This window comes from Rhizobium sp. Pop5 (assembly GCF_024721175.1).
In the GTDB taxonomy this organism is placed as follows: Bacteria; Pseudomonadota; Alphaproteobacteria; order Rhizobiales; family Rhizobiaceae; genus Rhizobium.
Genome location: NZ_CP099398.1, coordinates 233,795 through 254,221 on the forward strand (window position 1 = coordinate 233,795; position 20,427 = coordinate 254,221).

Below are 20,427 nucleotides of genomic sequence, written 5' to 3' on the forward strand. Positions count from 1 at the left end.
GCCAAGCTTTGTTGCCTGACTATTCCGTTGCGGTCGCTGCGGTCGCCGATTGCACATTCAATACTCCGGGAAAGGCGGCAATACGCAGCGATATGTTTGTCGCGGCACGTTCGGCGCCATGGCGGTCGGCAACTGTATCGGGTTCGGCGGCATGCGGGTCGATCGGGCCGTGGCGCAGGAGGTGCTCGAGCGATTGCAACCTCTGGGAATCGAGGCGGCCTTGCGGGCAATGGAGGCGCACACGCAGCGTCATAGCGACAATCAACAGCAACTCGAGAACTTAATCAAGCAAGCACAATACGAGGCTGCCAGGGCGCGCCGCCAGTATGATGCTGTCGATCCGGGCAATCGGTTGGTCGCCGGCGAACTGGAGCGGCGCTGGAATGAGAAGCTGATCCTATTGCGTGATCTCGAGGTCCAGTTCGAGATGCTCTCGACCGACCGTAACACGCCTGCTTTATCGGCCGACGACCGTACAAGATTGATGATGCTCGGTAGCGATCTATAGTAAGGCATGGCACAGGTCCCGACGCGTCTATCGAGACACGCCAAAAGATCATTCGGCTGCTGATCAAAGAAATCATTGTCGATACCGTTGACGACACATTGGCGCTCGTCATTCATTGGCAGGGTGGCGATCACACCCGGATGACGGTGAAGAAAAACAAGATCGGCCAGACCCGCTGGGCAGTTAAGGCTGATGTTGTCGATCTCGTTCGCAACTTGGCGAGGCAGTTGCCCGATTTGTCGATCGCAGCGATCTTGAATCGATCCGGCAAGCGGACAGGGCATGGCGCCAGCTGGACGCGAAGCCACGTCTGCAGTCTTCGCAACATCCACGGCATCTCCGTCTATCGAGAAGGTGAACGGGCCGAACGCGGTGAGAGAACCCTCGACGAGGCCGCCGACATTCTAAAGGTGAGTCGAGCTACCGCCTACCGGATGGTCAGCAGCGGTGTCCTTCCCGCTCGCCAGTTATGCACCGGAGCGCCGTGGATCATCCAGCTTTCCGACCTTCAACAACGAAACCGTGCGCCGCGAAGCCGATGCCAGGCGATCCCGGCGTCCGATATCTCAGGATCCGGTTCAAAATCCTCTTTTATAGACATCATCAGATGAGGAGTATGTCGCGCCCTCGTCACCTTCAGCAAACAGGCTATTTTTTCTTAACGCCTGGGGCTTGATTGCCCGCTCAACATGTGGAGTCCACTTCGACGCGGCCGTCTTTCAGGAAGCGCTCGAAGATATCGCGGCGCGATATGGAATAGCGGAGAGCTCCGCGAGTTTTGATTTTCCGGGTAACGCCCCTTAGCCACGAACAGGCACATGATCCTTGGCGCGATTTGAAGTCCACGTGAATTCCCTTGTCCCCAGCGCAACCGTCGACATTTCTCGCAAATGTCGGGCATCCGCCACTTTTGTCAGGTTTGTCGTGATTGGAACGTTTTGTTCGCCGGTCTCTCCCTCAAATACACATCAACCTGCCCTCAACCCGCCCATTGATAAAAGAAAATCATCTTCTTGGCGCGTCGGAGCAGTTGGCATGGTGTTTGCTGATCCCTGGTTACAAGCGGCAGAAAGCAGTCTGCATTATGCCGGTTCATGAAACGAACGGAACGGAGGCCACCTGACCGTTCGTCATCGGATCCGCGTTCTACCAAGCGGCCATGCATCCGCCGGCGGAAGGGTCAATCCCGATGTCACAGCTTGCAACCAACTCAAAGAGAAGGAAAATGCAATGACCAAGATTTCCGAAAGATCCTTTGAAACGATCGAAAACCCGGGGTCATCGTCGCTCAAGGTGCCAGATCAGTTCGCCGCATCTGTTGAAAAGGGGAACAAGAAGGTGACAGAGGCTTTTTTGAAATTTGCGTCCGGCGCTGAAGCGACACAGAAAATGCTGCCTCCGATCCTCGAAACGACAAGTCTATTCGGCAACGAATTGTGGTGGAAGACGATCGCTGCACTGCAGGCCGACGCCGAGGCCAGCTTCTCACATTTGCAAGCTTTGCTGGGCGCGAATTCGCCGTCGCAGATCCTCGAACAGCAGTCGACCTTTTTCCGCAAGCGGGTTGAGACAAGTTTGCAGCACGCCAAGGAAGTCCGGGTGCTCTCAAGCAGGGCGGTGGAGGAAATCTCAAAGCCGGTCAAGGATGCTTTTGACAAGGTGCTGACGGACCTCAAGGCGACGTAAAAGCGGACTCGCACTTAAATCGCCTGGACTGATCGGGGGCGGCCTACCTTATTCATGGACGGAAAAGATGGTGACGGGGACCATCAGGTCGGGAGAGAGCTGGAAAGTGTGTCCTGCGATCTCGATAGCTCCAGCTAACAAGCTCCTGAAAACGGATCGCGGGCGGCCGGCGTGACATATTGGACGGTTTGAACTGGCGAAGAACCCACCATCTTGGTATCTAACCGCGTAGGGGGCAGGGGGCAGGGAAGTGGTAATGGATTCACGCAGGGACATAGCCGAGCGGGTCATCGCGCGTTGGAAGGCGCGAGGAATCCGGATCGATGAAGACCCGGGTTTCATGGAACTGGTCGCTCTTTGGACGGCAGGGTCGATTGCGTCCGGTGAAATGCGCCGCCGGTATTCGGCGCTCCAGCGCGAGCGGTCGCTGTCCAGGTCAATGCCACTTGATGTGTATCCCTGCGACGAAGGGGCGGAGGTCGATCATCGATCGATTGCGATTCCAGACGACGAACCAGATGAACGGGGAGGTCTCGGACTGCCGGCGCAAGGGTGACTCTTACAAAGGGCTCATCACGCACCATTTCCTGGCGAGCGCGAACTTCACGAAACAGCGGGTCGACAAGCGCTGCGTCGCGTTGTGCATATTCTCGGGAAGAGTCCGAAAAATCCTTGCCACGAGCCGCAATGGCTGGCGGCTCAGCAAGGTAGAAGGTGAGGAGCGGCCGGCGGTACTGAGTCGACATCTTTATCAACTGTGGGCGTGTCGGCTCAGGGCATCTTCAAGCATGGCAAGGCGGTCGCTGCCCGCTATACAGGGTGCATCGCTAATGCCGAGCTTGTCGGCACATCTTCAACGCTGAGTCCCTCAGTCTCGTGCGCCCAGCGTCCGACAAGTTATTGTCTTCCATGGGAGTCCGGCTTGCGCAAATTGCCCCCGATGAAGGTTGGTCCGCCCGGGTCTTCCGCATGGAAAACGCGCGTTGCCTCAAAAACGCCGGTGCGCCATGCATAGGTCGTATCGTCGATCATCTGCGGCAAGACCTCCTGGTTTGTCGGACGACCGTACCATTTGGTGACGATGCGGGCGACTTTGGCGACGAGCGCGGTACTCATGCGAAGGTTCGAGTGTGCATCGAACATCTCCGGCGCCAAATAGCATCGAGACCTCGTTTGGGCGAAAGGTTATTCCTTTGCTGCAAAGCCTAGCTCAACGCGGCTGACATCTAAGATCGCCCGAAGGACGTCGATGCCGAATTTGAGGCTTTCCACCTCGACATCCAGCGAGATGCCCTCGGTGACTGTGCCTTTTGCGTTAGCGATTACCACCTCCTCCAGGTCTTCGAACCACTGAGGACTGTTCCCTTTGTGAAGCTTCGATAGTTCCGCAATCGCGACACTAAATGCCGATTGGACCGCGATTAGAGCGGCGCCGAGCTTTCGTTCGTCTACACCCGAGATGCAAACAATGGGGCTGTTTTTCTCATCCATGGGCTGTTCCTCTGCTGGCTCGCCACGAAACCCTATTTCAACTAATAGGCGACAGAGTCGTCGATCGCCGACGAATGCAAATAGGCCCGTAGGCTGGAGTCTCGGGTAGTTAGATCAACGAATACGCGATGCTGGGGGTGGACCATGTGGAAATGGTGGATGCGCTTGAGGCCTGTTGAAATCTGGGTCCAGCTTCCGAACGTTCCAACCGGCGGCAATGCCTCTAGGCCGTAAGCGTCGCACCTCCTGGTACGCGATAGCGGGTAATCCTTTGTACGAACTGGCTCGCATGCAAGGTCGCCCGAAGGACACAAGTGCCGAGCCTGGGCTTTCCGGCCATAGTCTTCAGTGAGACGTCTGTTGCTTCCACAACTCAACACATTCCGGCGAGCGGCATAAACCTGCAAACTCATTGTTTTTGATCCGCACGCGTCATACCTGGCCTGCACCCCACCGCCATGGCTTCGGCAAAAGGCCTTTTACTCAAAACGCAGGGACCTAGTTTGGCCCGTTTGTCAGGCAGCATCACAAAAAGATCTGCGGAAGGCTCGTCCCGCTTTGCGCGCTCAGGTGCGCCCGCAGTCGATCTGGCAGCGGATTGTTATTCAGGTACACTTTGCAATGAGGCGGAAGCTGCGACAGAATGTACGGCAGTGCAGTTCGCCCGTCGCCAAGTCCTCTCAGGTTGTTTCCACGAACGCTAAGCTCCTCCAGCCCCCTCGGCAGGTTAGGGGGCAGGTGGGTCAGTTCATTACTGTCGGTGCTGAGCCACTTTAGGGTGGCCGGGAGGTCCTCGGGTAGGCTAGTCAGTTCATTGTGAGGGACTTCGAGCCTCGTGAGCTTTGCAGGAAGGCGCTCGGGCAGGCGAATTATATTATTGAGTTCGGCGCGGAGATCCGTCAATTCGAGGGGGAGATTCTCCGGCAGGTGCGCGATTTCGTTGCGGGTGACATGAAGCTCCCTGAGCTCAGGCGGCAGGTTATCGGGCAAACTGGTCAGCCGGTTGTGGTTGACGTAGAGATACTTTAGTCCGGAAGGAAGCTCGTTCGGCAATCTGGTCAGCCGGTTGCCGTCGACGTAGAGCGTCTCGAGCATGTCCGGAAGAACCTCAGGCAGCGTGGTCAGCTGGTTGTCGCAGGCAGAGAGCTTTCGCAGACCGGGCGGGAGGTTGTTGGGCAGCCTGCCCAACCGGTTGTCATTGGCGTTGAGCCGCTGGAGGCCGGCCGGTAAGGTGGGGGGCAGTGCCGTTAGGGACAGCGATGTTAAGTTCAGGGGGGCACGAAAATTGCGGGTTTCCGTCCAGGCCTCGATCCGTGCCATTGCCTCGTGCCGGTCCTCGTCCTGCTCCTGCTGCCCGTCTTCCGCCCAGGCCAGTAAAATTTCTTTCAGTGCCGCTTCGCCGGACGAGGAGCCAGTCAAGCCTTCAACCCAGTTAAAGGTGTCTTCACCGCCTTGTTCGGAACTATTGCCAACACCCCCTGCCTTCTGCCGTACATTGCGTCGTTCCTTAGGTCATTGCGTCACTGCTGATGTTATTTCCGCCGCGACCTTTCCTTCCAATACCAAATTCGTATCCCGTTATGCTTCGGGGGCATGGCCAGCGTCCTCCCTCGAGCTGGACAGCGCATGATTTTTATCGCGACGTTGAACAATCCCACCATTGACATGCTGCGCAAACTCGGCCTGACAGGCATGGCCAGCGCCTATCAGGAACTCGAAACGCAAATAGAAGCGAGACACCTTCGAGCATGGTGAAAGGCTTCGACTGCTGCTCGAGGCGGCCACGCTCCGCCAGAAGCGCTTCGAGGCGAGAGCCCGCCCTGCAAAGCAGCGCTGTAACGCCCAGATCGAGAACGCTGATTTTTGCGCCGCCCGCGCCCCTGATCGCAATTTCGTGACGCCGAGTGATAAAGGTATTTCATCCACCAGTTCCAGCTTGGTGGAGACCTAAACCAGACGCATTTGGAGCCGCTTGCGGCCGATTTCGCGTGGCAACTCCATCTAACTGAGGCGCAAGTTCCCGGAACAAACGCTCACGCGCGATAACCTTTCCTCATTTTCGGGCAATCTCGCAGTGTCACGTTGATTTGGTAGGTCAGCTTACGACGCCGAAGCCGTTACGCTTTTTCTCTACGCCTGCAGGGCCCTGCCGACTTAAAGGCAACGACTTCCGGACAGCCGAGGCCCAGAACCAGTTCACCTTGACATCGTGTCACTCGGGCGTAACAGGCGGCAGCCCGAGTGTCGCAATAAGCTTCATTATCGACGGCGTGGGTGGACCCGGTGTCGGCGGCGGCATGGAGACGATGGACCCGAGCCGCGGAGGCGTTGCCATAACGCCAATCATCGTGCCGATAATGGCGATCCCATCGCCGCTGATTTCGATGGCCTGCGGGCCGGTTCTGCCCGATACTACAAGGCGGATCTTGTCGGGTGTTACCTCGACGCGGCTACCTAAGGCCGCTGCGGCAGGGGAGTCGGGCGCGGCGCCGCCCGAGGTCAGGAGGAAGTGTCTCTTGACGTCGATGCTGTAGATATTCCCGACCTCGACGGTATGATTCTTCTGGGCCTTCAAATAGACCTCCTCACGGCCCTGCTTGTCCTCAAAGCGCAGTTCATTGTAGGCATTAGCGGCGCCGCCATCGGTATGCGTCCGGAAGGTCGACCGCGTTTTGTCAGTCGGCAGGGTTTCAGGCGGCAGATTTGAGCCATTGTATACGACGCCGGTCACCAGGGGCGTGTCGGGATTGCCGTGGATGAAATCAACCACGACCTCATGGCCGATCCGTGGGACGACCAGGTTGCCAAAACCCTTACCAGCGAAGTTCTGGGCCACCCGAATCCAGCAGGAGCTGTTCTCGTTCTTTCCGCCTTCTCGGTCCCAGAAGAACTGAACCTTCACACGGCCGTACTTATCCGTCGCGATCGACTCGCCCTCGGGGCCCACGACGACGGCCGTCTGCGGTCCGTGAATCAACCGCGCCGGTGTGCGGCGCCTCGGTCGGTACTGGGTGGTCGCGGGGATAATCTCCACGTTGCTGTGATAGAGGAACCGCACGCCCTTCCCCCCCACGGTGTCCGCAGTGAGATCGTCCCCCACCTCACCGATGACAGTGAAGTCCTGTCCGACTGCCAGGAAGCGATCGGTGGGTTTCGGGCGGGAACCGACCTGGCCGTAGTAGAAGGGATTTGCCGCCTTGAATAATGACCCGGTCGTTATCTGGCGCGCAGTGCTTTCGATCCGCGCGCGATAAGCGTTGCAGGCGAGTTCCTCGGCACGGATGGTGGCGTAGAAATCGCCATCGCTTTTTTTTGTATACTGGCCTGGATACTCGAAGACCTCCCGCATTGCCGTGCAGCCGCTGCTTGCCGACGAGGTCTCGCCCGTTCTGACCGCCACGCTCTCCCGCGGTCGGGTGATGGCGCTTCCCGTGAGCTTGCATGGCGGAATGCCGCCTGTCCTCACGGGAGGAACACGCGCGACAGACGTCAGTTCTGCCATCGGCTTCTCATGGTCATAGTCCCTGAGAACGACCTTGTTCGGCTGTAGCGATACGACCTCGTCCCAATGCAGGATGACATCTTCTTGGTAAAGACTTCGGGCAGGCCTGAGATTGTGGTGGGTCTCTACGATCTCAGGCGTGCAGGCCATGTGACTCGCGGCGTTGTCGACCAGCACCAGGTCATGTTGGTCCTCAGCATGTTCAAAATAGTAGTAGATGCCGTCCTGCTCCATGAGGCGGCTGACGAAGGCCAGATCCGTTTCATCGTACTGGACGCAATATGGGCGCTGTGGGAACCGTCGGGCGGTCTGATTCTTGAAATTGCCTTTATGTTCTCGAAAAATCGTGGTGATGATCTCGATGCTCGTCTTGTTCTGAAAGACCCGACTGTTAGAGCGATGCTCGAGCAATGAAATCCACGGCCGCACCTGCGCCACGTAGTTGAGGTGCTCGGTATCGTCGAGGCCGAGATATTGGAAGCGCGTAACAACACCGTTGAAGAAGCGCGTTTGCGAGTCCTTGAGCTTAAGGCCGATTGTCAGGTTTTGACCGGGGATCGTAGCAAAGTTCTGAACTGGATTGCGGCTGGCGAGCTTCACCTCGTAGAGGAAAGGTTCCCCCAGTCGCTCGGTGCCACTGAGCCGCCGGAGAGAGATTTCATTCAACTCGGACGCGGCCGAAGTGACCGCAACAAAACGATTGTGCCTTAAGAGACTCTCGATTCTTGACTCGACCATGGTGGTGTGTGTTCCGCAGATTTGATGAGAAGGCGCGGTTGCGCCCGATGGCGTGAGTAGGATGCTGCCGAAGCCATCGGCGAAGATGCCGAAAAGCGTTTATTTCGTGCATCGAAATCGCCGACCGTTGCTCAGCCAAGATGTCTTGCTGGCCCGCATCGTCAGAGCCAAGCGGGGGAGGGCGGGGTGAAGAAAGCGTGTGGGTCTCTTGGAACTCACCCACGCTAAGTCCCACCCAAATCTCGCCATGCGGCCTTGTAACATCGATGAGTTGGCGGATTCCGGCGGTGCTAGCGACGACGTGTCTCCTGGAAGATTCAACCAGGCCCAGGGCGCAGCGCCCGAGCGGACAACCACGGTGGTCGAGTTTCGCCGCGATCGTCGGCTCGATAGGCCTCTCCGCTGCTGAAGCCTCAAGGGCGTCAAAATGGCGATAACGTTCCAAAGAGGCGTCACGGCGAATTTTGCAAAGGGCCTTGGCGGTCCCATTGCAGTTTGCGTTGAGCTTACTGAAGAGAGTCGAGCTTCCGATGCTTGTCATAACGGGCCTTCCAAGCCGCCGCCCGCCGTGCCGCCGCACTTGGTATCGAGGTTACGTGGGCCATTCACCCGTTCCAGATCGATCTCGCCAAGGAGATCTTCTCCCCGCCCGAAAAGAAGGTCGAGCGGGCCCGCCGCATCATGGATGTCCGTTTCAGGAGAGTGCCATGCGGCAGCCGGTGGGCCCCGGTCAGTCGGGGTAGTTGTCAAGTCATCGGCGTGCTGGCGCGTTTTCCTCTTGCCCATCCAACTGGACCATCCGAGTCTGCCGCAGCGACCCAACTGCACTTCCGGGACCTGCTCCTGACGGAGAACGAGGTTAATCTCCCAGTCAAGTTCATCTCCAAGGTAGTTGCAGATGATCTCCGCTATCGACTTAAGGCCGGGAGCTGCGGGCAGAAGCGATTCGTAATGAGCCAGGCTGAGGGGACCCACAATGAGTCGGAACCGATGGTGCCACACTCTGACCCTCGCACCTGCAATAGCGTTGCTGTTCAGCGTGCCCGTGGCCGGGTCGCGGCCCAGGAGGCAGAGCGATATGCGGGGCAGATCCACCCACTTTGGGACAAATTCACGGATATCAACCGGCGCCTCGACGAAGCTGGCGAGGATGGCAGCGAGCCCCTCGGCGTTGCGGGTGTGTGAGGCGAGACGGCCGGTGAAGTGGAGTTTGGCCAGATCAGGCATAGCATCCCGCGCGCGCAGGGAGGTCATCCCGAAGCCGGCTAGCGCGCCGAGCTGAAGGGCAAATCGATCTTCTTGTGGCCTGTCATAGCTCACGGTCGGTTCGCCCTCCGCCCATGCGCGGAAGAAGAACGAGGCCATTCGATGATGAAAGGTATCAGCAAATCGGATCAGCGTCTCATCCGCGGCGTTGTGCTGCCGGAGAAGGGCGTACTCCGTCAGATGCAATGGGAGGGGACCGTGGGGTCCAAACAAGCCGAAGGCGTAGGTGGAGATTACGGGGTCGTTCTCCTCGTGCGCAGTCACGCCCGCGATCGATCGAGTCGGAAATGCAAGGGAGGGCTGCTGGGCGATCCGCACGCGATCCAGGCTGGGACCGCTCGATTCTCCCAGCCGAGGCCGATCTGAGCAGATTGCATCGATCCGCCGCAGAGCCTGGAAGAAGTCGCAGGCATGCGGTTCGGCCCTGAGCGAGCTTAGGAAGTCGCCGAGTGCCCCCGAAATCAAAGGATCGCCCGGCGGCCGGCCATCGTCGGCCATCGCATTACCTCCCCGCGCTGTAGCGTCGAGACGACCATCTCGGTGAAGCTGTTGATGGATACGTATTTCGCGAAGAACTGGTTGAGCACGGAGGCGAGCGGAAAGATGCCAACGCCTTCGAAGGCCGCTTCGTCCAGGATGATACCAACCTCAATCCCACGTGCTACGGCGGCTTGTCCACCGCTGGACAATCGCCTGACCGCAGGCCTGGACCGAATCTCCCGGATCCCGTCGATCTGCCGTGAGGCGAAGGCATTGACTGGATCGACGTAGAGGCGGAGGAGTTCACGTAGCGCTTCTGCGCCCCGGTGGTCGTTCCTATCGGAATTGCTGATCGAGAGGTAGTTCAGTGAAAGATGGCTAATTAATCGCCAAGTGATATCGCCATTGGCGAAGGAGTGACGCGGTCGGCTCGGGGGCGATACGCACCGGGTGGCGGTAACTGGAGCGCCGATTTCCAGGGTGAAGTCTGTCTCGTCCCGGCCGATCGGCAGCAGCAGCGCCAGATCCCGGTTCGAGCACAGGCAGTTTACAGACAAATGCCGGAGTTCCGCCGAATAGGGAGCCGCCTGGCGATCAACTAGAGAAACGAACGTTTCGCTGCCGATGTAGCCAGTCCGCGCGCCATTTAGACGCTGGTGCTCCGACATGAGGCGCTGCTCCCGGCGGATCGCGTAGTATCTGGAATGCTGCTCCTCCTGACCGTGCGCGCTGATGCTATAGAACGGGTAGAACCTCACGGGAGCCGCTTCGTTTTTCGCCCCGTCTCCGCTCATCTCGAGGATCGAGTGGACCTCAAAGTCGAGCGGCCTCATCCTGTCAACAATCACATGATGCTCGGTGTTCTTGTCGCTCACGTGGACGAGATCTGCCTGGCGTTCGAAGAGATTAATCGCGGGCGTTGCGAAGAGAACGATATTTTGGGGCCCGAGCTGTCGTTCCAGCCGTGGCTCGACACGTCTGAGTGCGAAGACGATCTCAAGGGTCTCGGCAGTTGACAGGGCTACTGCGTCTGCCAGCCCGCTAACCTCGACGAACAACGTCCGCTCCGCGAGGGCGAAATACTCCTGTAGGAGACGGTACCCGTCGAAAGAGCGTGGCACCTCGGGCAGGAGAGCACAGCTCGGCTCCAAACCGCGTTGCTGCAGCGCATGAACCGGAATCTTTTCCTGCCAAGGGATAGGCCGGCCGACCGGACGGGCTATGATATTGCATGCGTCACCGAGAAGCTGTTCGGCGAGTGCGGCGCCGATGCCACCGGGGCCTGTTAGGTGCAGTGTGAGAGCCTCTAGTCCGAGTTTATTGAACGGCATGCCATTGGTGGTACGAAGGCGTAGTCGCAAAGCAGCCTTCGCATCTTGCCGGGCCGGAAGATCCAGTGCGGCGATCTGCCCCGGCGTCGAAAAATAATCGGCAGCGCTCACCACAATTGGCCAGAGATGCACATCATGGGCCGTGCGGAACTCGCAATGTGTGACGGCGCCCGGAGCAAGACGGCCCAAAAGCTTGGTTCCCCGCGGCACGAGGTATCCATTTTCAAGTCGTCCGGCATCCTGGTCGGGCTCGAAACGGACGATCGTCATCGAGGGGAGCGGCGGTAGAAAATGCGGATAGACCATCTCCAGGAGGTGCTGGGTGAATTCCGGAAAGCGAGACTGAAGCTTCAATTGCACCCGCGCCGCCATGAAAGCGAAGCCTTCCAGAAGCCGCTCGACGTAGGGGTCGGCGACCTCCGCTGATTCCATCCCGAGCCGGGCGGCGACCTTCGGGAATGCGCGGGCGAACTCGGCCCCCATCTCGCGCATATAAGCAAGTTCGTCGTTGTACAGTCGCAGGAGCCGGGGATCCATCAGCTTATCTCTGTACCGAGATGAACGCGGGCGGATTCGAGCTCGGAATCTACCTCCGTACGCATCACCATTCGCACCGGCAACGGCTGCGCCCACAGATCGGCTTCGATCCTAAAGCGAAAAGTGCCGCAACCCTGACCATCGTCCAGGACCGTGACCTTCAGGGTGTCCGGTAAGAGACGCGGCTCAAAGCGCTGAAGGCTCTCGATTATCGCTTCGCGCAATGCGCTCTTATCCATGCCTTCGCGAATTTGTCCGCTGAGAGGCCAGGCACCATAATTAAGTGCACTGGCCGCTACGTGAGGGTACGCTTGTAGATCTACGGTTGCACCCAATTGATTGGTGTTCAACAACCAGGAAACATCGCGTAGAATCACCTCTTCCAGTTGGCGAACAGAGAAGCTGCGCTTGTCCTGCGCTTCACACGAGCTGCGCGGCTCATCGTCCGTAAGCCGGTCCAGGAGGGATGGTTGCACGAGATCCCGCTTAACATCTCTGCCCATGTTACAATCTCCAGGTGCAATAGCGACGAGTCGATCCGTCGTTTTCGCGCGCAGCCCCGAATATTCCCGGGTTGCCGATGGCCCCATCAGCCGACGAGCCTATTGAAGTCGGTGCTGTTCGCGATTTGGTTCCAGATGCCCTCGCCGGCTTTGGTAAGAGCGCCTTTTTCATCCTGCCTGTAATAAATGACCTTGCAGGCGCCGAACCGGAATGTGATCGTCTCCTCGGGGGCCTCTTCCGCATAGGACCACTCGACCTTCTCGACTACCAGCATGTTGAAACTCCAGTGCAAGAACAGGTTCGATTCTGATGTAGCTTGTCCGCTCCCCGTCGCTTTGAAAAGTTTCAGTTCGACGCTATTGAAGTGGGCGCCGCGACCACAGGCAACGTACAGAGAGGGCGATGACGTATCCACCTGCTTCTTGATAGTGAAGACCTCGAATTCGGCCTTGCCCGCGCCCGCCCCGGCGGTATGAGGCCCAATGTTCAGCTTGTTTTCGAGTGAAAAGCTCCATTCGTCCGCTAGGGTGATACCGTCCTTTAGAATGATAGATTCGCCCTTGGGCAAAATGCCGTCCTTGGACGCTTGCGTGAATTTTATAACCGCGTCGAACGCCATGATGGACTTTCCTTTTCTCGTTGATCTGATTGGGCCTGGATTGCATCGGCCAGCCCGGGGCAGCTATTCCGGAGTTTTGGCGCCGAGAACGGAGCACAATCATCTGCGGGTTTTCTCAGTCCTTGCGGGCGGATGGCAGGCGCGAGACAAGTCTCAAAGAGATGGTTAGGCCTTCGAGCTGGTAGTGTGGCCGCATGTAAAATCTCGCAACGTAATATCCGGGATTATCTTCGACCTCTTCCACCTTGACCTCGGCTGAGGAGAGCGGCTGCTGTGCCTTACTCTCTTCGCTCCCAAGCTCGGGCGAGGGGTGGACATAGCCCTGAATCCATTGGTTGAGCCACTCCTCGACCTCGTGGCGCTCCTTGAACGTGCCAATCTTGTCCCGGACCATACACTTCAAATAATGTGCGAAGCGGCAGGTTGCGAAGATGTAGGGTAGCCGGGCACTGAGTTCGGCGTTCGCTGACGCGTCGGGGTCTTCGTATTTGACCGGCTTGTTAATAGTTTGAGCGCCAATAAATACGCCGAGGTCCGTGTTTTTGCGGTGCAACAGCGGTAGAAGACCGTTTTTGGACAGTTCGGCCTCACGGCGGTCGCTGATCGCGATCTCAGTGGGGCATTTTAGGTCGACGCCACCGTCGTCGCTGCGGAAGGTATGTACCGGCAGACCCTCGACCAGGCCGCCGGATTCGACGCCACGAATTCTGGAGAGCCAGCCATAGAGCTTGAACGAGCGCGTGATATTTACGCCCATGGCGTAGGCTGCGTTCGTCCAAAGGTATTTCTCGCTGTCGCCGCCGTCTGTGTCCTCCTCGAAGGCGAATTCATCGACCGGGTTGGTTTTGGCCCCGTAGGGCAGCCGGCCAAGGGTGCGTGGTAAGGTCAGGGCCACGTACCGAGAGTTCTCGCTCTCGCGGAACGCCCGCCAAGGGGCATGTTCGGGCGTGAGGAAGATTTTTGTGATGTCACGCGGGTTCGCAAGCTCACGCCAAGAATCCATCTGCAGCAGATGTGGTGAGACGGCAGATATAAGCGGTGAGTGGCTCGCCGCCGCGATCTGCGCCAGTCCCGAAAGCAACTCTACGTCCGGTGGGGTATGGTCGAAATAGTAGTCGGCAATCAGGCAGCCATAGGGTTCACCGCCGATTTGGCCGTATTCGTCTTCGTAAATTTTTTTGAATAGCGGACTCTGATCCCAGGTGACACCCTTATATTTCCGCAGAGTTCGGGACATCTCCACCTTTGAAACTGGGAGAACGCGAATCTTCAACGTTTCATCGGTTTCGGTGTTGATGGCAAGGTGATGCAAGCCCCGCCAAGCTGATTCCACGCGCTGGAAATTTTCGTGATGGAGGATCTCGTTGAGTTGTGCAGAAAGCTTCTGGTCGATCGAAGCAATCATTGCTTGGATAGTCGTGACGACATCGTCGCTGATTAGCGACGTGTTTTGAAGTGCCTGCTCGGCCAGTGTTCGGACGGCACTCTCCACCAAGTCACGGGAGTGGTCCGAGCGGATCTTGAACTCGAATCGAAGCATGCGGGTGAAATCGCCGAGATCAACGGTGGCGACCTGTACATCTGTGGCATCTGCAGGCATCATGATCAGTTCTCCTCTGTGTCTGGGGATGCCAATGGCGGAGCGGCAACCAATGCATCAGGCTTCTCAGTCTCGATGCCATTGCCGAGGGCGCTTAGCAGTGCCGAATCCGCGAGGAAGTGGGTGAGCAACTCTTCGGCACCGTTCTTACCGTCCATATAGGCCAGCAGATTGGAGAGCTCCGTTCGCGCCTCGAGCAGCCTGCTAAGGCTGTTGACCTTGCGCGCCACGGCCGCCGGCGAGAAATCTTCGAGCCGCTCGAACGTCAAGTCGACAGCGAGTTGGCCTTCTCCGGTCAATAGGTTCGGCACCCGCATCACCACCCTGGGCCTCAGCGATCTGAGCCGATCATCGAAATTGTCGATATCGATCTCCATCATCTTGCGCTCCGCGACAGGGGCAAGCGGCTCGGCAGCATTGCCGGCGAGGTCGGACATCACGCCGACCACGAAGGGAAGCTGAACCTTCTTCTGAGAGCCATAGGTCTCGACGTCGTATTCGATCTGTACGCGAGGCGGACGAACCCGCGCGATGAACTTTTGACTACTCGCCTTTGTCATGTGTTCCACTCTCCTGATAGGGAAGATTGCGCACGTCACGTGCCCTCGCCGACCGCCAGACCGGCAATCGAACGGTATTGGGCAACCCCTTCTGGCGCCAACTCTTTGATAAGAGCCATGAAGTCCTTCGAGACAAGTCGCTGCGCGCGCTCCAGGAGGGCTGGCAGCGGGCTCGCGGGCTCATTCACCTGGTACCAGTGGCAAATGCGGCCAAGAATTTCGACAACGTCATCGCGGTTGCGGATCACTTCGGGGTAAGAGGCCTTGCTAGAGTCTGGCAATGGAGATGCCGGGGCTGCAGGCTGGGCCCTTTTCCGATGGGCGTCGACCAGATCCTTGGCCTGGGTGAGTAGCACTATCAGAGGGTCGAATCGAACGGCCTCGTCACTCGCGACGTGCTGCCGAACACTCGCGTCTAGATGGGTGGCGGCTGCCAGGCTGGCGTGGAGACCAGTGCTGATCTGCTCGAGCTGCAGTGGATCGGTGTCGATGAAGGCGTGCTCGATGGTCGAACGATCAATTTCCGTAGATTGGGACCGTAGCGCACCAGCCCAATCGCGGAGCGTAAAAGTCCCGAATTGCCTGGAGGAGGTGAGTGGGACTTGGCGTATTTCTGCCAAGAGCCCGGAGAGATCGCAGAGGCTCGCTAGAGCGTTGAGGCGAACGGTCTGATCTTCGTCATCTTCTGGATCCGGTCGCGGATGTAGCTCTGACCAGTAGAGCTCGACATAGGCCGCGAGCAGCTCAAGCCCCCGACTTAGACCAGAGAAGCCGAACTGACTGAGGGCGGATCGTGTGAGCAAGATTCCGACTCTTAGATCCTTAGTGCGGGCAGAAAGGTCGAGGCCAAGCCGCCACACCTCTGTCCAATCGGGAGCCTCCTCGGTGGCGATGGAGTCGCCTATCTGCTGGTGCGGCTTGCCATGCGACGCTATCTCCAGCTCCAGGAAGCTCAAATCGTAATCGAGAGCATCCCCGCATGCGTTGCCGTCGCTGATCGGTTTTAATAGATGATCTGCATCGAGCATGACCCAAATCCCAGTTTTCCCGACATAAAAGATCGTCGCGCCTCTGTTTCTCAATGTTTAGCAATGAGCAGACGCGATTGCTCATGCACAATCGACATTCGTATATGTCGTGAATGCTTGGGGCGTGAATGCCGCCGCTTCGGATCTTGACGCAGCTATGTGCTGCTCAGGCGCGAGGGACACCTTGTGAACAACAAGAAGCTCTTCCGGGTCCATCGGGAGGAGAAGCTCACGATGCGCAAGCGCCGTGGCCGGAAACGAGCGAAAGGCAAGCGTTGGTGTTGATCCCGCTGGCTGCCAATGATCGTTGGCGCGGGTTCAGGCTTCTGATGGTCGTGAGGAAAGCCGGACTCTCGTCGCCGATACTTCGCTCTCCGGCCTGCGGTCGCCTGTGGACTGGATCGGGTTATCGAGGAGCGTGGCAAGCCAAGCACTCTGGCCTCGGCTAACTAACCCTGCAGAGTTCGCCCAGATCGGCAACCCGCGACGTGATGCAGTGCTGCGCAGCCGGAATGGTCTCCGCACCTAAACCCGCCGATGCCGCCGCAGATGCGCAACCCACCGCTGGAGCGAACCCCAAACTGGATAAACTTGACGGTACAAGCTCAGCCAGATTGAATTGACATCGTCGGGCAGTCGTTGCAAAGGGCAACCTGCGGAGTACCGTTGCAAACGTGAGCCTGAAGGCCTCCAACTACGAAGTCTTCGCGCGGCCGCCTCCGCGCCAGTTGCTGCATAAGGTGGATGGCGTCCTCGGCGATCGCTCTTGGGGGTGTCGGCGCGCGGACCCTCATCGAACGAGCGGCCAGCCGGCGGTCCATCGCGCGTGCAGCGACCCGGCGTCAGTGGTAGAACGGCTCGAGCACTTCAACGGCATTATACTCCTGCGCTCCGCCGGACCGCCGCACGAGGCATATAGGGCGACAATCTGGATGAGATCCGTATTGACCGCATGTAACGATGCTCCCCGAGATCTGCACGTTGCCTCATTCATTTTGCTCCCAGTTGGAGCGAAGGAGTGGGGTGCGGAGATGGCGGGGTTTCGCAGCGGCCGGCCTCCTTCGTGAGCGCCATTGCCGTTTTCGACGGAAGTCGAAGGTTAATAACCATCGTCGCGGTATTTACTTTTGACAATGGGTGTGATGCGGCTTTGCGTGATCTTCTAAAAAGAATCGAGTCCCGCCGCCAATCCCCCGTTCTATCGCGCACCTACCGCATCCCAACGTGACTGTCGACCCTGCTTCCATTAGTCGTGCAGGGCAACCACGCGGTCTCTCGTGCAGATCCCTGCGATTTCGAATTGACGGACACCGACCCCGTTTGACGGTCGTGGAGTGCACGCACTTAGTCACCCTAGCCGCCCGCGCACTGCAACCCCGCTGTAGCGATCCTTCTACCTCTATGCTAAAGAAAGTTTTGGAAAAACTTGCCTCGTCGCCATCGTTCGACGGCGGCCTTGGCGCCAATCTTGCGAGGAGCGGGCTGATGGTCGCAGCGGCATGCGAGCCGACATTCTGCGCTCCCGACCGTCGAAGACGAGGTCGCTCTCGGCGTGTTAGTCAGCCGGAATGCGCCGGCCGTCGTGCCCCTAAATATCGATCTCGAGCCAGGTATTGGCCTCCAGACTGAAGAAAAATTCGGCGCTCTCACATGCTCATGCAATCCCGTGGTGGACAACCAACGCACATGATGGTGCAGTTCCTAGGGAATGTGGTGATGAGTCATGAGCCGTCCTATATCACCTTGAACGCTGCCCTCCTGGCTATCCGTTTCTTCGAGGCACCCACGATTATGGCGGCATCGGCGGCGCTGAGATCGGGATGGGCCGCCTTCAGCGCGTCCGCCCACGCCCCCTTGCTCTGCCCCGGCAGCTGCGGTGTCGCCGCCTTGATCTCGTCCAGCCTCGCCTGATCCTGGGCCGACACCGTCCGGAACGCCGCCCTCCTGGCGATATCGTCCCTAAAGGTGCCCAGGATGGTGGCGGCATCGGCGGCGCTGAGATCGGGATGGGCCGCCTTCAGCGCATCGGCCCAGGCCGCATTGCTCCCCCCCTGCCGCGGTGTTGCCGCCGCGATTTCGTCCAGCCTCGCCTGGTCCTGGGCCGACACCGTCCGGAACGCCGCCCTTTTAGCAATATCCTGCTTTATGGCACCCACGATTACGGCGGCATCGGCGGCGCTGAGATCGGGATGGGCCGCCTTCAGCGCGTCCGCCCAGGCCGCATTGCTCTGCCCCGGCAGCTGCGGTGTCTGCCTAGCGAGTTCGTCCAGCCTCGCCTGGTCCTGGGCCGACACCGTCCGGAACGCCGCCCTCCTGGCGATTTCGTCCTTTGCGGCGCCCACGATGGTGGCGGCATCGGCGGCGCTGAGATCGGGATGGGCCGCCTTCAGCGCGTCCGCCCAGGCCGCATTGCTCCGCCCCTGCCGCGGTGTCACCGCCGCGATTTCGTCCAGCCTCGCCCGGTCCTGGGCCGACACCGTCCGGAACGCTGCCCTCACGGCGATATCGTCCTTTAAGGCGCCCACGATTGTGGCGGCATCGGCGGCGCTGAGATCGGGATGGGCCGCCTTCAGCGCGTCCGCCCACGCCCCCTTGCTCTGCCTCGACTGTCGCGGTGTTTGCCTGGCGATTTCGTCCAGCCTCGCCTGGTCCTGAGCCGACACCGTCCGGAACGCCGCCCTTTTTACAATATTATGCTTTACGGAACCCACAATTATGGCGGCATCGGAGGCGCTGAGATCGGGATGGGCCGCCTTCAGCGCGTCCGCCCACGCCCCCTTGCTCTGCCCCGGCAGCCGCGGTGTCTGCCTAGCGATTTCGTCCAGCCTCGCCTGATCCTGGGCCGACACCGTCTGAAAAGCCGCCCTCCTGGCGATAACCCGCTTTACGGCGCCCACGATGGCGGCGGCATCGGCGGCGCTGAGATCGGGATGGGCCGCCTTCAGTGCGTCCGCCCACGCCCTCTTGCTCTGCCCCTGTAGCTGCGGTGTCTGCCTGGCGATTTCGTCCAGCCTCGCGTGGTCCTGGGCCGACACCGTCTGGAACGCTGTCCTTTTAGCAATATCCTGCTTTACGGCATTCACGATTATGGCGGCATCGGCGGCGCTGAGATCGGGATGGGCCGCCTTCAGCGCGTCCGCCCACGCCCCCTTGCTCTGCCCCGGCAGCCGCGGTGTCACCGCCGCGATTTCGTCCAGTCTCGCCTGGTCCTGGGCCGACACCGTCTGGAACGCGGCCCTTTTAGCAATATCCTGCTTTACGGCACCCACGATTATGGCGGCATCAGCGGCGCTGAGATCGGGATGGGCCGCCTTCAGCGCGTCCGCCCACGCCCCCTTGCTCTGCCCCGGTAGCTGCGGTGTCTGCCTGGCGATTTCGTCCAGCCTCGCCTGGTCCTGGGCCGACACCGTCCGGAACGCCGTCCTCCTTGCAATATCGTCCTTAAAAGAGCCCACGGTTATGGCGGCATCGGCGGCGCTGAGATCGGGATGGGCCGCCTTCAGCGCGTCCGCCCACGCCCCCTTGCTCTGCCCCGGCAGCTGCGGTGTCGCCGCCTTGATCTCGTCAAGCCTCGCCCGGTCCTGGGCCGACACCGTTCGATACGCCGCCCTCCTGGCGATAACCCGCTTTACGACGCCCACGATTACGGCGGCATCGGCGGCGCTGAGATTGGGATGGGCCGCCTTCAGCGCGTCCGCCCACGCCCCCTTGCTCTGCCTCGACTGCCGCGGTGTCTGCCTGGCGATTTCGTCCAGCCTCGCCTGGTCCTGGGCCGACACCGTCCGGAACGCCGCTCGATTGACGAGATCGCCCGTTGAGGCCCCCACGATTATGCCGGCATTCGCGGCGCTGAGATCAGGCGCCAACGCCAGCGGCCTTTGAGCATATAACGTCTGCCTGCGGCTGGGCCTGGGATCTGCGTCCTTCTCAGTAGTCCGCCTCTTGCGCCCGCCACCGGTCGGATCGCTGGGCTCCGCGGGCACCTCGGACATGGCCGAATGCTCCTCTCTTCCACCCGGCACCTCGGTGGGCCCGGCAACCGCTGAGGCTTCTAAATTCCCAAGGCCATGCAGCCCCCCGCGCTGAGGGCCAGTCTCCAGCGGCTGGCCCTCGACGAGGTGAATAGTGCGATCGGCATTATTGTATTCATCTGTTGTCCTCGTGAGGTTGAACGCGGTCTCTGCCGGGACGACCGGAACTCTCGTCAGTTCCGTCATGTCAGCCATCATTTGCGGGGTTTGTTCTTCAGGGCTTTGAAGCTCGGTCGGCGGGCTTGGCTGGTCGACGCTTAGCCTTTCCACGTAACGCAATACCGAATTCTCTTGCCAGATGTCGTCCGAATTGAAGTTGTCGGCCACTTGATCGACACGCGCCACTGAAGACTGCGCTCTTTGATCCGCTGGGTGCCGGCCCTCATCCGGCCGCGAAGAGCCCTGCCCCTTAGTCCGAGGGTCCCTGTCAACCATGCTCACCCCCCTGGGATATGGCCTTCAGGAAACAAGGGGTCAGCTGTCGGGCACCGACTGCTGACGGAAGGTCAGAATTTATCAGGGGCTCAAGCGACTTAACCAGAGTGC

Annotated in this window: 16 protein-coding genes and 4 pseudogenes; 7 read left to right on the forward strand and 13 right to left on the reverse strand. The window is 59.4% G+C overall.

What is annotated here, in order from left to right:
* Nucleotides 1–49 precede the first annotated feature (49 nt).
* Nucleotides 50–508, forward strand: coding sequence for a hypothetical protein (locus NE852_RS01165; RefSeq protein ID WP_011053402.1), 459 nt, complete (start codon nucleotides 50–52; stop codon nucleotides 506–508).
* A gap of 98 nt (nucleotides 509–606) precedes the next feature.
* Nucleotides 607–1,119 carry a helix-turn-helix domain-containing protein gene (locus NE852_RS01170; protein WP_225897203.1) on the forward strand — a complete coding sequence of 171 codons (513 nt, stop codon included), beginning with the start codon at nucleotides 607–609 and terminating at the stop codon, nucleotides 1,117–1,119.
* On the opposite strand, the pseudogene NE852_RS01175 reads toward NE852_RS01170, so the two are convergent.
* Nucleotides 1,087–1,303: pseudogene (locus NE852_RS01175) on the reverse strand (transposase); the annotation flags it as partial. The gene NE852_RS01170 and the pseudogene NE852_RS01175 overlap by 33 nt on opposite strands.
* A gap of 435 nt (nucleotides 1,304–1,738) precedes the next feature.
* Between NE852_RS01175 and NE852_RS01180 the strand changes: the two are divergent.
* Both NE852_RS01180 and NE852_RS01185 read left to right on the forward strand, forming a co-directional pair.
* Nucleotides 1,739–2,194, forward strand: coding sequence for a phasin (locus NE852_RS01180; protein ID WP_096478357.1), 456 nt, complete (start codon nucleotides 1,739–1,741; stop codon nucleotides 2,192–2,194).
* Nucleotides 2,195–2,450: 256 nt separating this feature from the next.
* The gene (locus NE852_RS01185; RefSeq protein WP_004680434.1) at nucleotides 2,451–2,750 is read left to right on the forward strand and encodes a hypothetical protein; all 300 of its coding nucleotides are present in this window, start codon (nucleotides 2,451–2,453) and stop codon (nucleotides 2,748–2,750) included.
* 341 nt (nucleotides 2,751–3,091) lie between these two features.
* Here NE852_RS01185 and NE852_RS01190 read toward each other — a convergent pair whose 3' ends face one another.
* The 3 genes from NE852_RS01190 to NE852_RS01200 all read right to left on the reverse strand — a co-directional run bounded on the left by NE852_RS01190 (nucleotide 3,092) and on the right by NE852_RS01200 (nucleotide 5,104).
* Nucleotides 3,092–3,310 (reverse strand): hypothetical protein, encoded by a 219-nt coding sequence (locus tag NE852_RS01190; RefSeq protein ID WP_037147006.1) that lies wholly within the window; start codon nucleotides 3,308–3,310, stop codon nucleotides 3,092–3,094.
* A 69-nt stretch (nucleotides 3,311–3,379) separates the two neighbouring features.
* A complete protein-coding gene (locus NE852_RS01195) occupies nucleotides 3,380–3,685 on the reverse strand; it encodes a hypothetical protein (RefSeq protein WP_004680432.1) in 306 nt (101 codons plus the stop codon).
* A gap of 525 nt (nucleotides 3,686–4,210) precedes the next feature.
* Nucleotides 4,211–5,104, reverse strand: a complete 894-nt coding sequence (locus NE852_RS01200; RefSeq protein ID WP_258155571.1) for a hypothetical protein — start codon at nucleotides 5,102–5,104, stop codon at nucleotides 4,211–4,213.
* A gap of 207 nt (nucleotides 5,105–5,311) precedes the next feature.
* Between NE852_RS01200 and NE852_RS01205 the strand changes: the two genes are divergently transcribed.
* On the forward strand, nucleotides 5,312–5,440 hold the full coding sequence (locus tag NE852_RS01205; RefSeq protein ID WP_010068000.1) for a hypothetical protein: 129 nt from the start codon (nucleotides 5,312–5,314) through the stop codon (nucleotides 5,438–5,440).
* A gap of 457 nt (nucleotides 5,441–5,897) precedes the next feature.
* Here NE852_RS01205 and NE852_RS01210 read toward each other — a convergent pair whose 3' ends face one another.
* Nucleotides 5,898–7,925 carry a type VI secretion system Vgr family protein gene (locus NE852_RS01210; RefSeq protein ID WP_008536037.1) on the reverse strand — a complete coding sequence of 676 codons (2,028 nt, stop codon included), beginning with the start codon at nucleotides 7,923–7,925 and terminating at the stop codon, nucleotides 5,898–5,900.
* Between the two features lie 549 nt (nucleotides 7,926–8,474).
* Between NE852_RS01210 and NE852_RS32585 the strand changes: the two are divergent.
* Nucleotides 8,475–8,612 (forward strand): annotated as a pseudogene (locus NE852_RS32585) (CoA ester lyase); the annotation flags it as partial.
* 153 nt (nucleotides 8,613–8,765) lie between these two features.
* On the opposite strand, the pseudogene tssG reads toward NE852_RS32585, so the two are convergent.
* The 7 genes and pseudogenes from tssG to tssA all read right to left on the reverse strand — a co-directional run.
* Nucleotides 8,766–9,689 (reverse strand): annotated as a pseudogene (gene tssG / locus NE852_RS01215) (type VI secretion system baseplate subunit TssG); the annotation flags it as partial.
* Entirely contained in the window at nucleotides 9,653–11,539 is a 1,887-nt protein-coding gene (gene tssF / locus NE852_RS01220) for a type VI secretion system baseplate subunit TssF (RefSeq protein WP_008536039.1), read from the reverse strand. The gene tssF and the pseudogene tssG, both read right to left, overlap by 37 nt.
* Nucleotides 11,539–12,042, reverse strand: coding sequence for a type VI secretion system baseplate subunit TssE (tssE, locus tag NE852_RS01225; protein WP_004680427.1), 504 nt, complete (start codon nucleotides 12,040–12,042; stop codon nucleotides 11,539–11,541). Before tssE ends, tssF begins: the two co-directional genes overlap by 1 nt.
* A gap of 86 nt (nucleotides 12,043–12,128) precedes the next feature.
* Entirely contained in the window at nucleotides 12,129–12,662 is a 534-nt protein-coding gene (locus NE852_RS01230; protein WP_004680426.1) for a type VI secretion system tube protein Hcp, read from the reverse strand.
* 115 nt (nucleotides 12,663–12,777) lie between these two features.
* Nucleotides 12,778–14,265, reverse strand: a complete 1,488-nt coding sequence (gene tssC, locus NE852_RS01235) for a type VI secretion system contractile sheath large subunit (RefSeq protein ID WP_004680425.1) — start codon at nucleotides 14,263–14,265, stop codon at nucleotides 12,778–12,780.
* 2 nt (nucleotides 14,266–14,267) lie between these two features.
* Nucleotides 14,268–14,822, reverse strand: a complete 555-nt coding sequence (tssB, locus tag NE852_RS01240) for a type VI secretion system contractile sheath small subunit (protein ID WP_008536050.1) — start codon at nucleotides 14,820–14,822, stop codon at nucleotides 14,268–14,270.
* 35 nt (nucleotides 14,823–14,857) lie between these two features.
* Nucleotides 14,858–15,850, reverse strand: a complete 993-nt coding sequence (tssA, locus tag NE852_RS01245; RefSeq protein WP_004680423.1) for a type VI secretion system protein TssA — start codon at nucleotides 15,848–15,850, stop codon at nucleotides 14,858–14,860.
* A 93-nt stretch (nucleotides 15,851–15,943) separates the two neighbouring features.
* Here tssA and NE852_RS01250 point away from each other — a divergent pair.
* A pseudogene (locus tag NE852_RS01250) lies at nucleotides 15,944–16,300 on the forward strand (IS3 family transposase); the annotation flags it as partial.
* Nucleotides 16,301–17,583: 1,283 nt separating this feature from the next.
* Here NE852_RS01250 and NE852_RS01255 read toward each other — a convergent pair.
* Nucleotides 17,584–20,067: a hypothetical protein gene (locus tag NE852_RS01255; RefSeq protein ID WP_225897202.1), complete on the reverse strand. Its 2,484-nt coding sequence runs from the start codon at nucleotides 20,065–20,067 to the stop codon at nucleotides 17,584–17,586.
* Nucleotides 20,068–20,427: the final 360 nt, after the last annotated feature.

Coding starts and splice junctions, on each gene's coding strand:
- NE852_RS01180 (WP_096478357.1), top strand. CDS start 1,739: ATGACCAAGATTTCCGAAAGATCCTTTGAAACGATCGAAAACCCGGGG.
- NE852_RS01185 (WP_004680434.1), top strand. CDS start 2,451: ATGGATTCACGCAGGGACATAGCCGAGCGGGTCATCGCGCGTTGGAAG.
- NE852_RS01190 (WP_037147006.1), bottom strand. CDS start 3,310: ATGAGTACCGCGCTCGTCGCCAAAGTCGCCCGCATCGTCACCAAATGG.
- NE852_RS01195 (WP_004680432.1), bottom strand. CDS start 3,685: ATGGATGAGAAAAACAGCCCCATTGTTTGCATCTCGGGTGTAGACGAA.
- NE852_RS01205 (WP_010068000.1), top strand. CDS start 5,312: ATGATTTTTATCGCGACGTTGAACAATCCCACCATTGACATGCTGCGC.
- NE852_RS01210 (WP_008536037.1), bottom strand. CDS start 7,925: ATGGTCGAGTCAAGAATCGAGAGTCTCTTAAGGCACAATCGTTTTGTT.
- tssF (WP_008536039.1), bottom strand. CDS start 11,539: ATGGATCCCCGGCTCCTGCGACTGTACAACGACGAACTTGCTTATATG.
- tssE (WP_004680427.1), bottom strand. CDS start 12,042: ATGGGCAGAGATGTTAAGCGGGATCTCGTGCAACCATCCCTCCTGGAC.
- NE852_RS01230 (WP_004680426.1), bottom strand. CDS start 12,662: ATGGCGTTCGACGCGGTTATAAAATTCACGCAAGCGTCCAAGGACGGC.
- tssC (WP_004680425.1), bottom strand. CDS start 14,265: ATGATGCCTGCAGATGCCACAGATGTACAGGTCGCCACCGTTGATCTC.
- tssB (WP_008536050.1), bottom strand. CDS start 14,822: ATGACAAAGGCGAGTAGTCAAAAGTTCATCGCGCGGGTTCGTCCGCCT.
- tssA (WP_004680423.1), bottom strand. CDS start 15,850: ATGCTCGATGCAGATCATCTATTAAAACCGATCAGCGACGGCAACGCA.
- NE852_RS01255 (WP_225897202.1), bottom strand. CDS start 20,067: ATGACGGAACTGACGAGAGTTCCGGTCGTCCCGGCAGAGACCGCGTTC.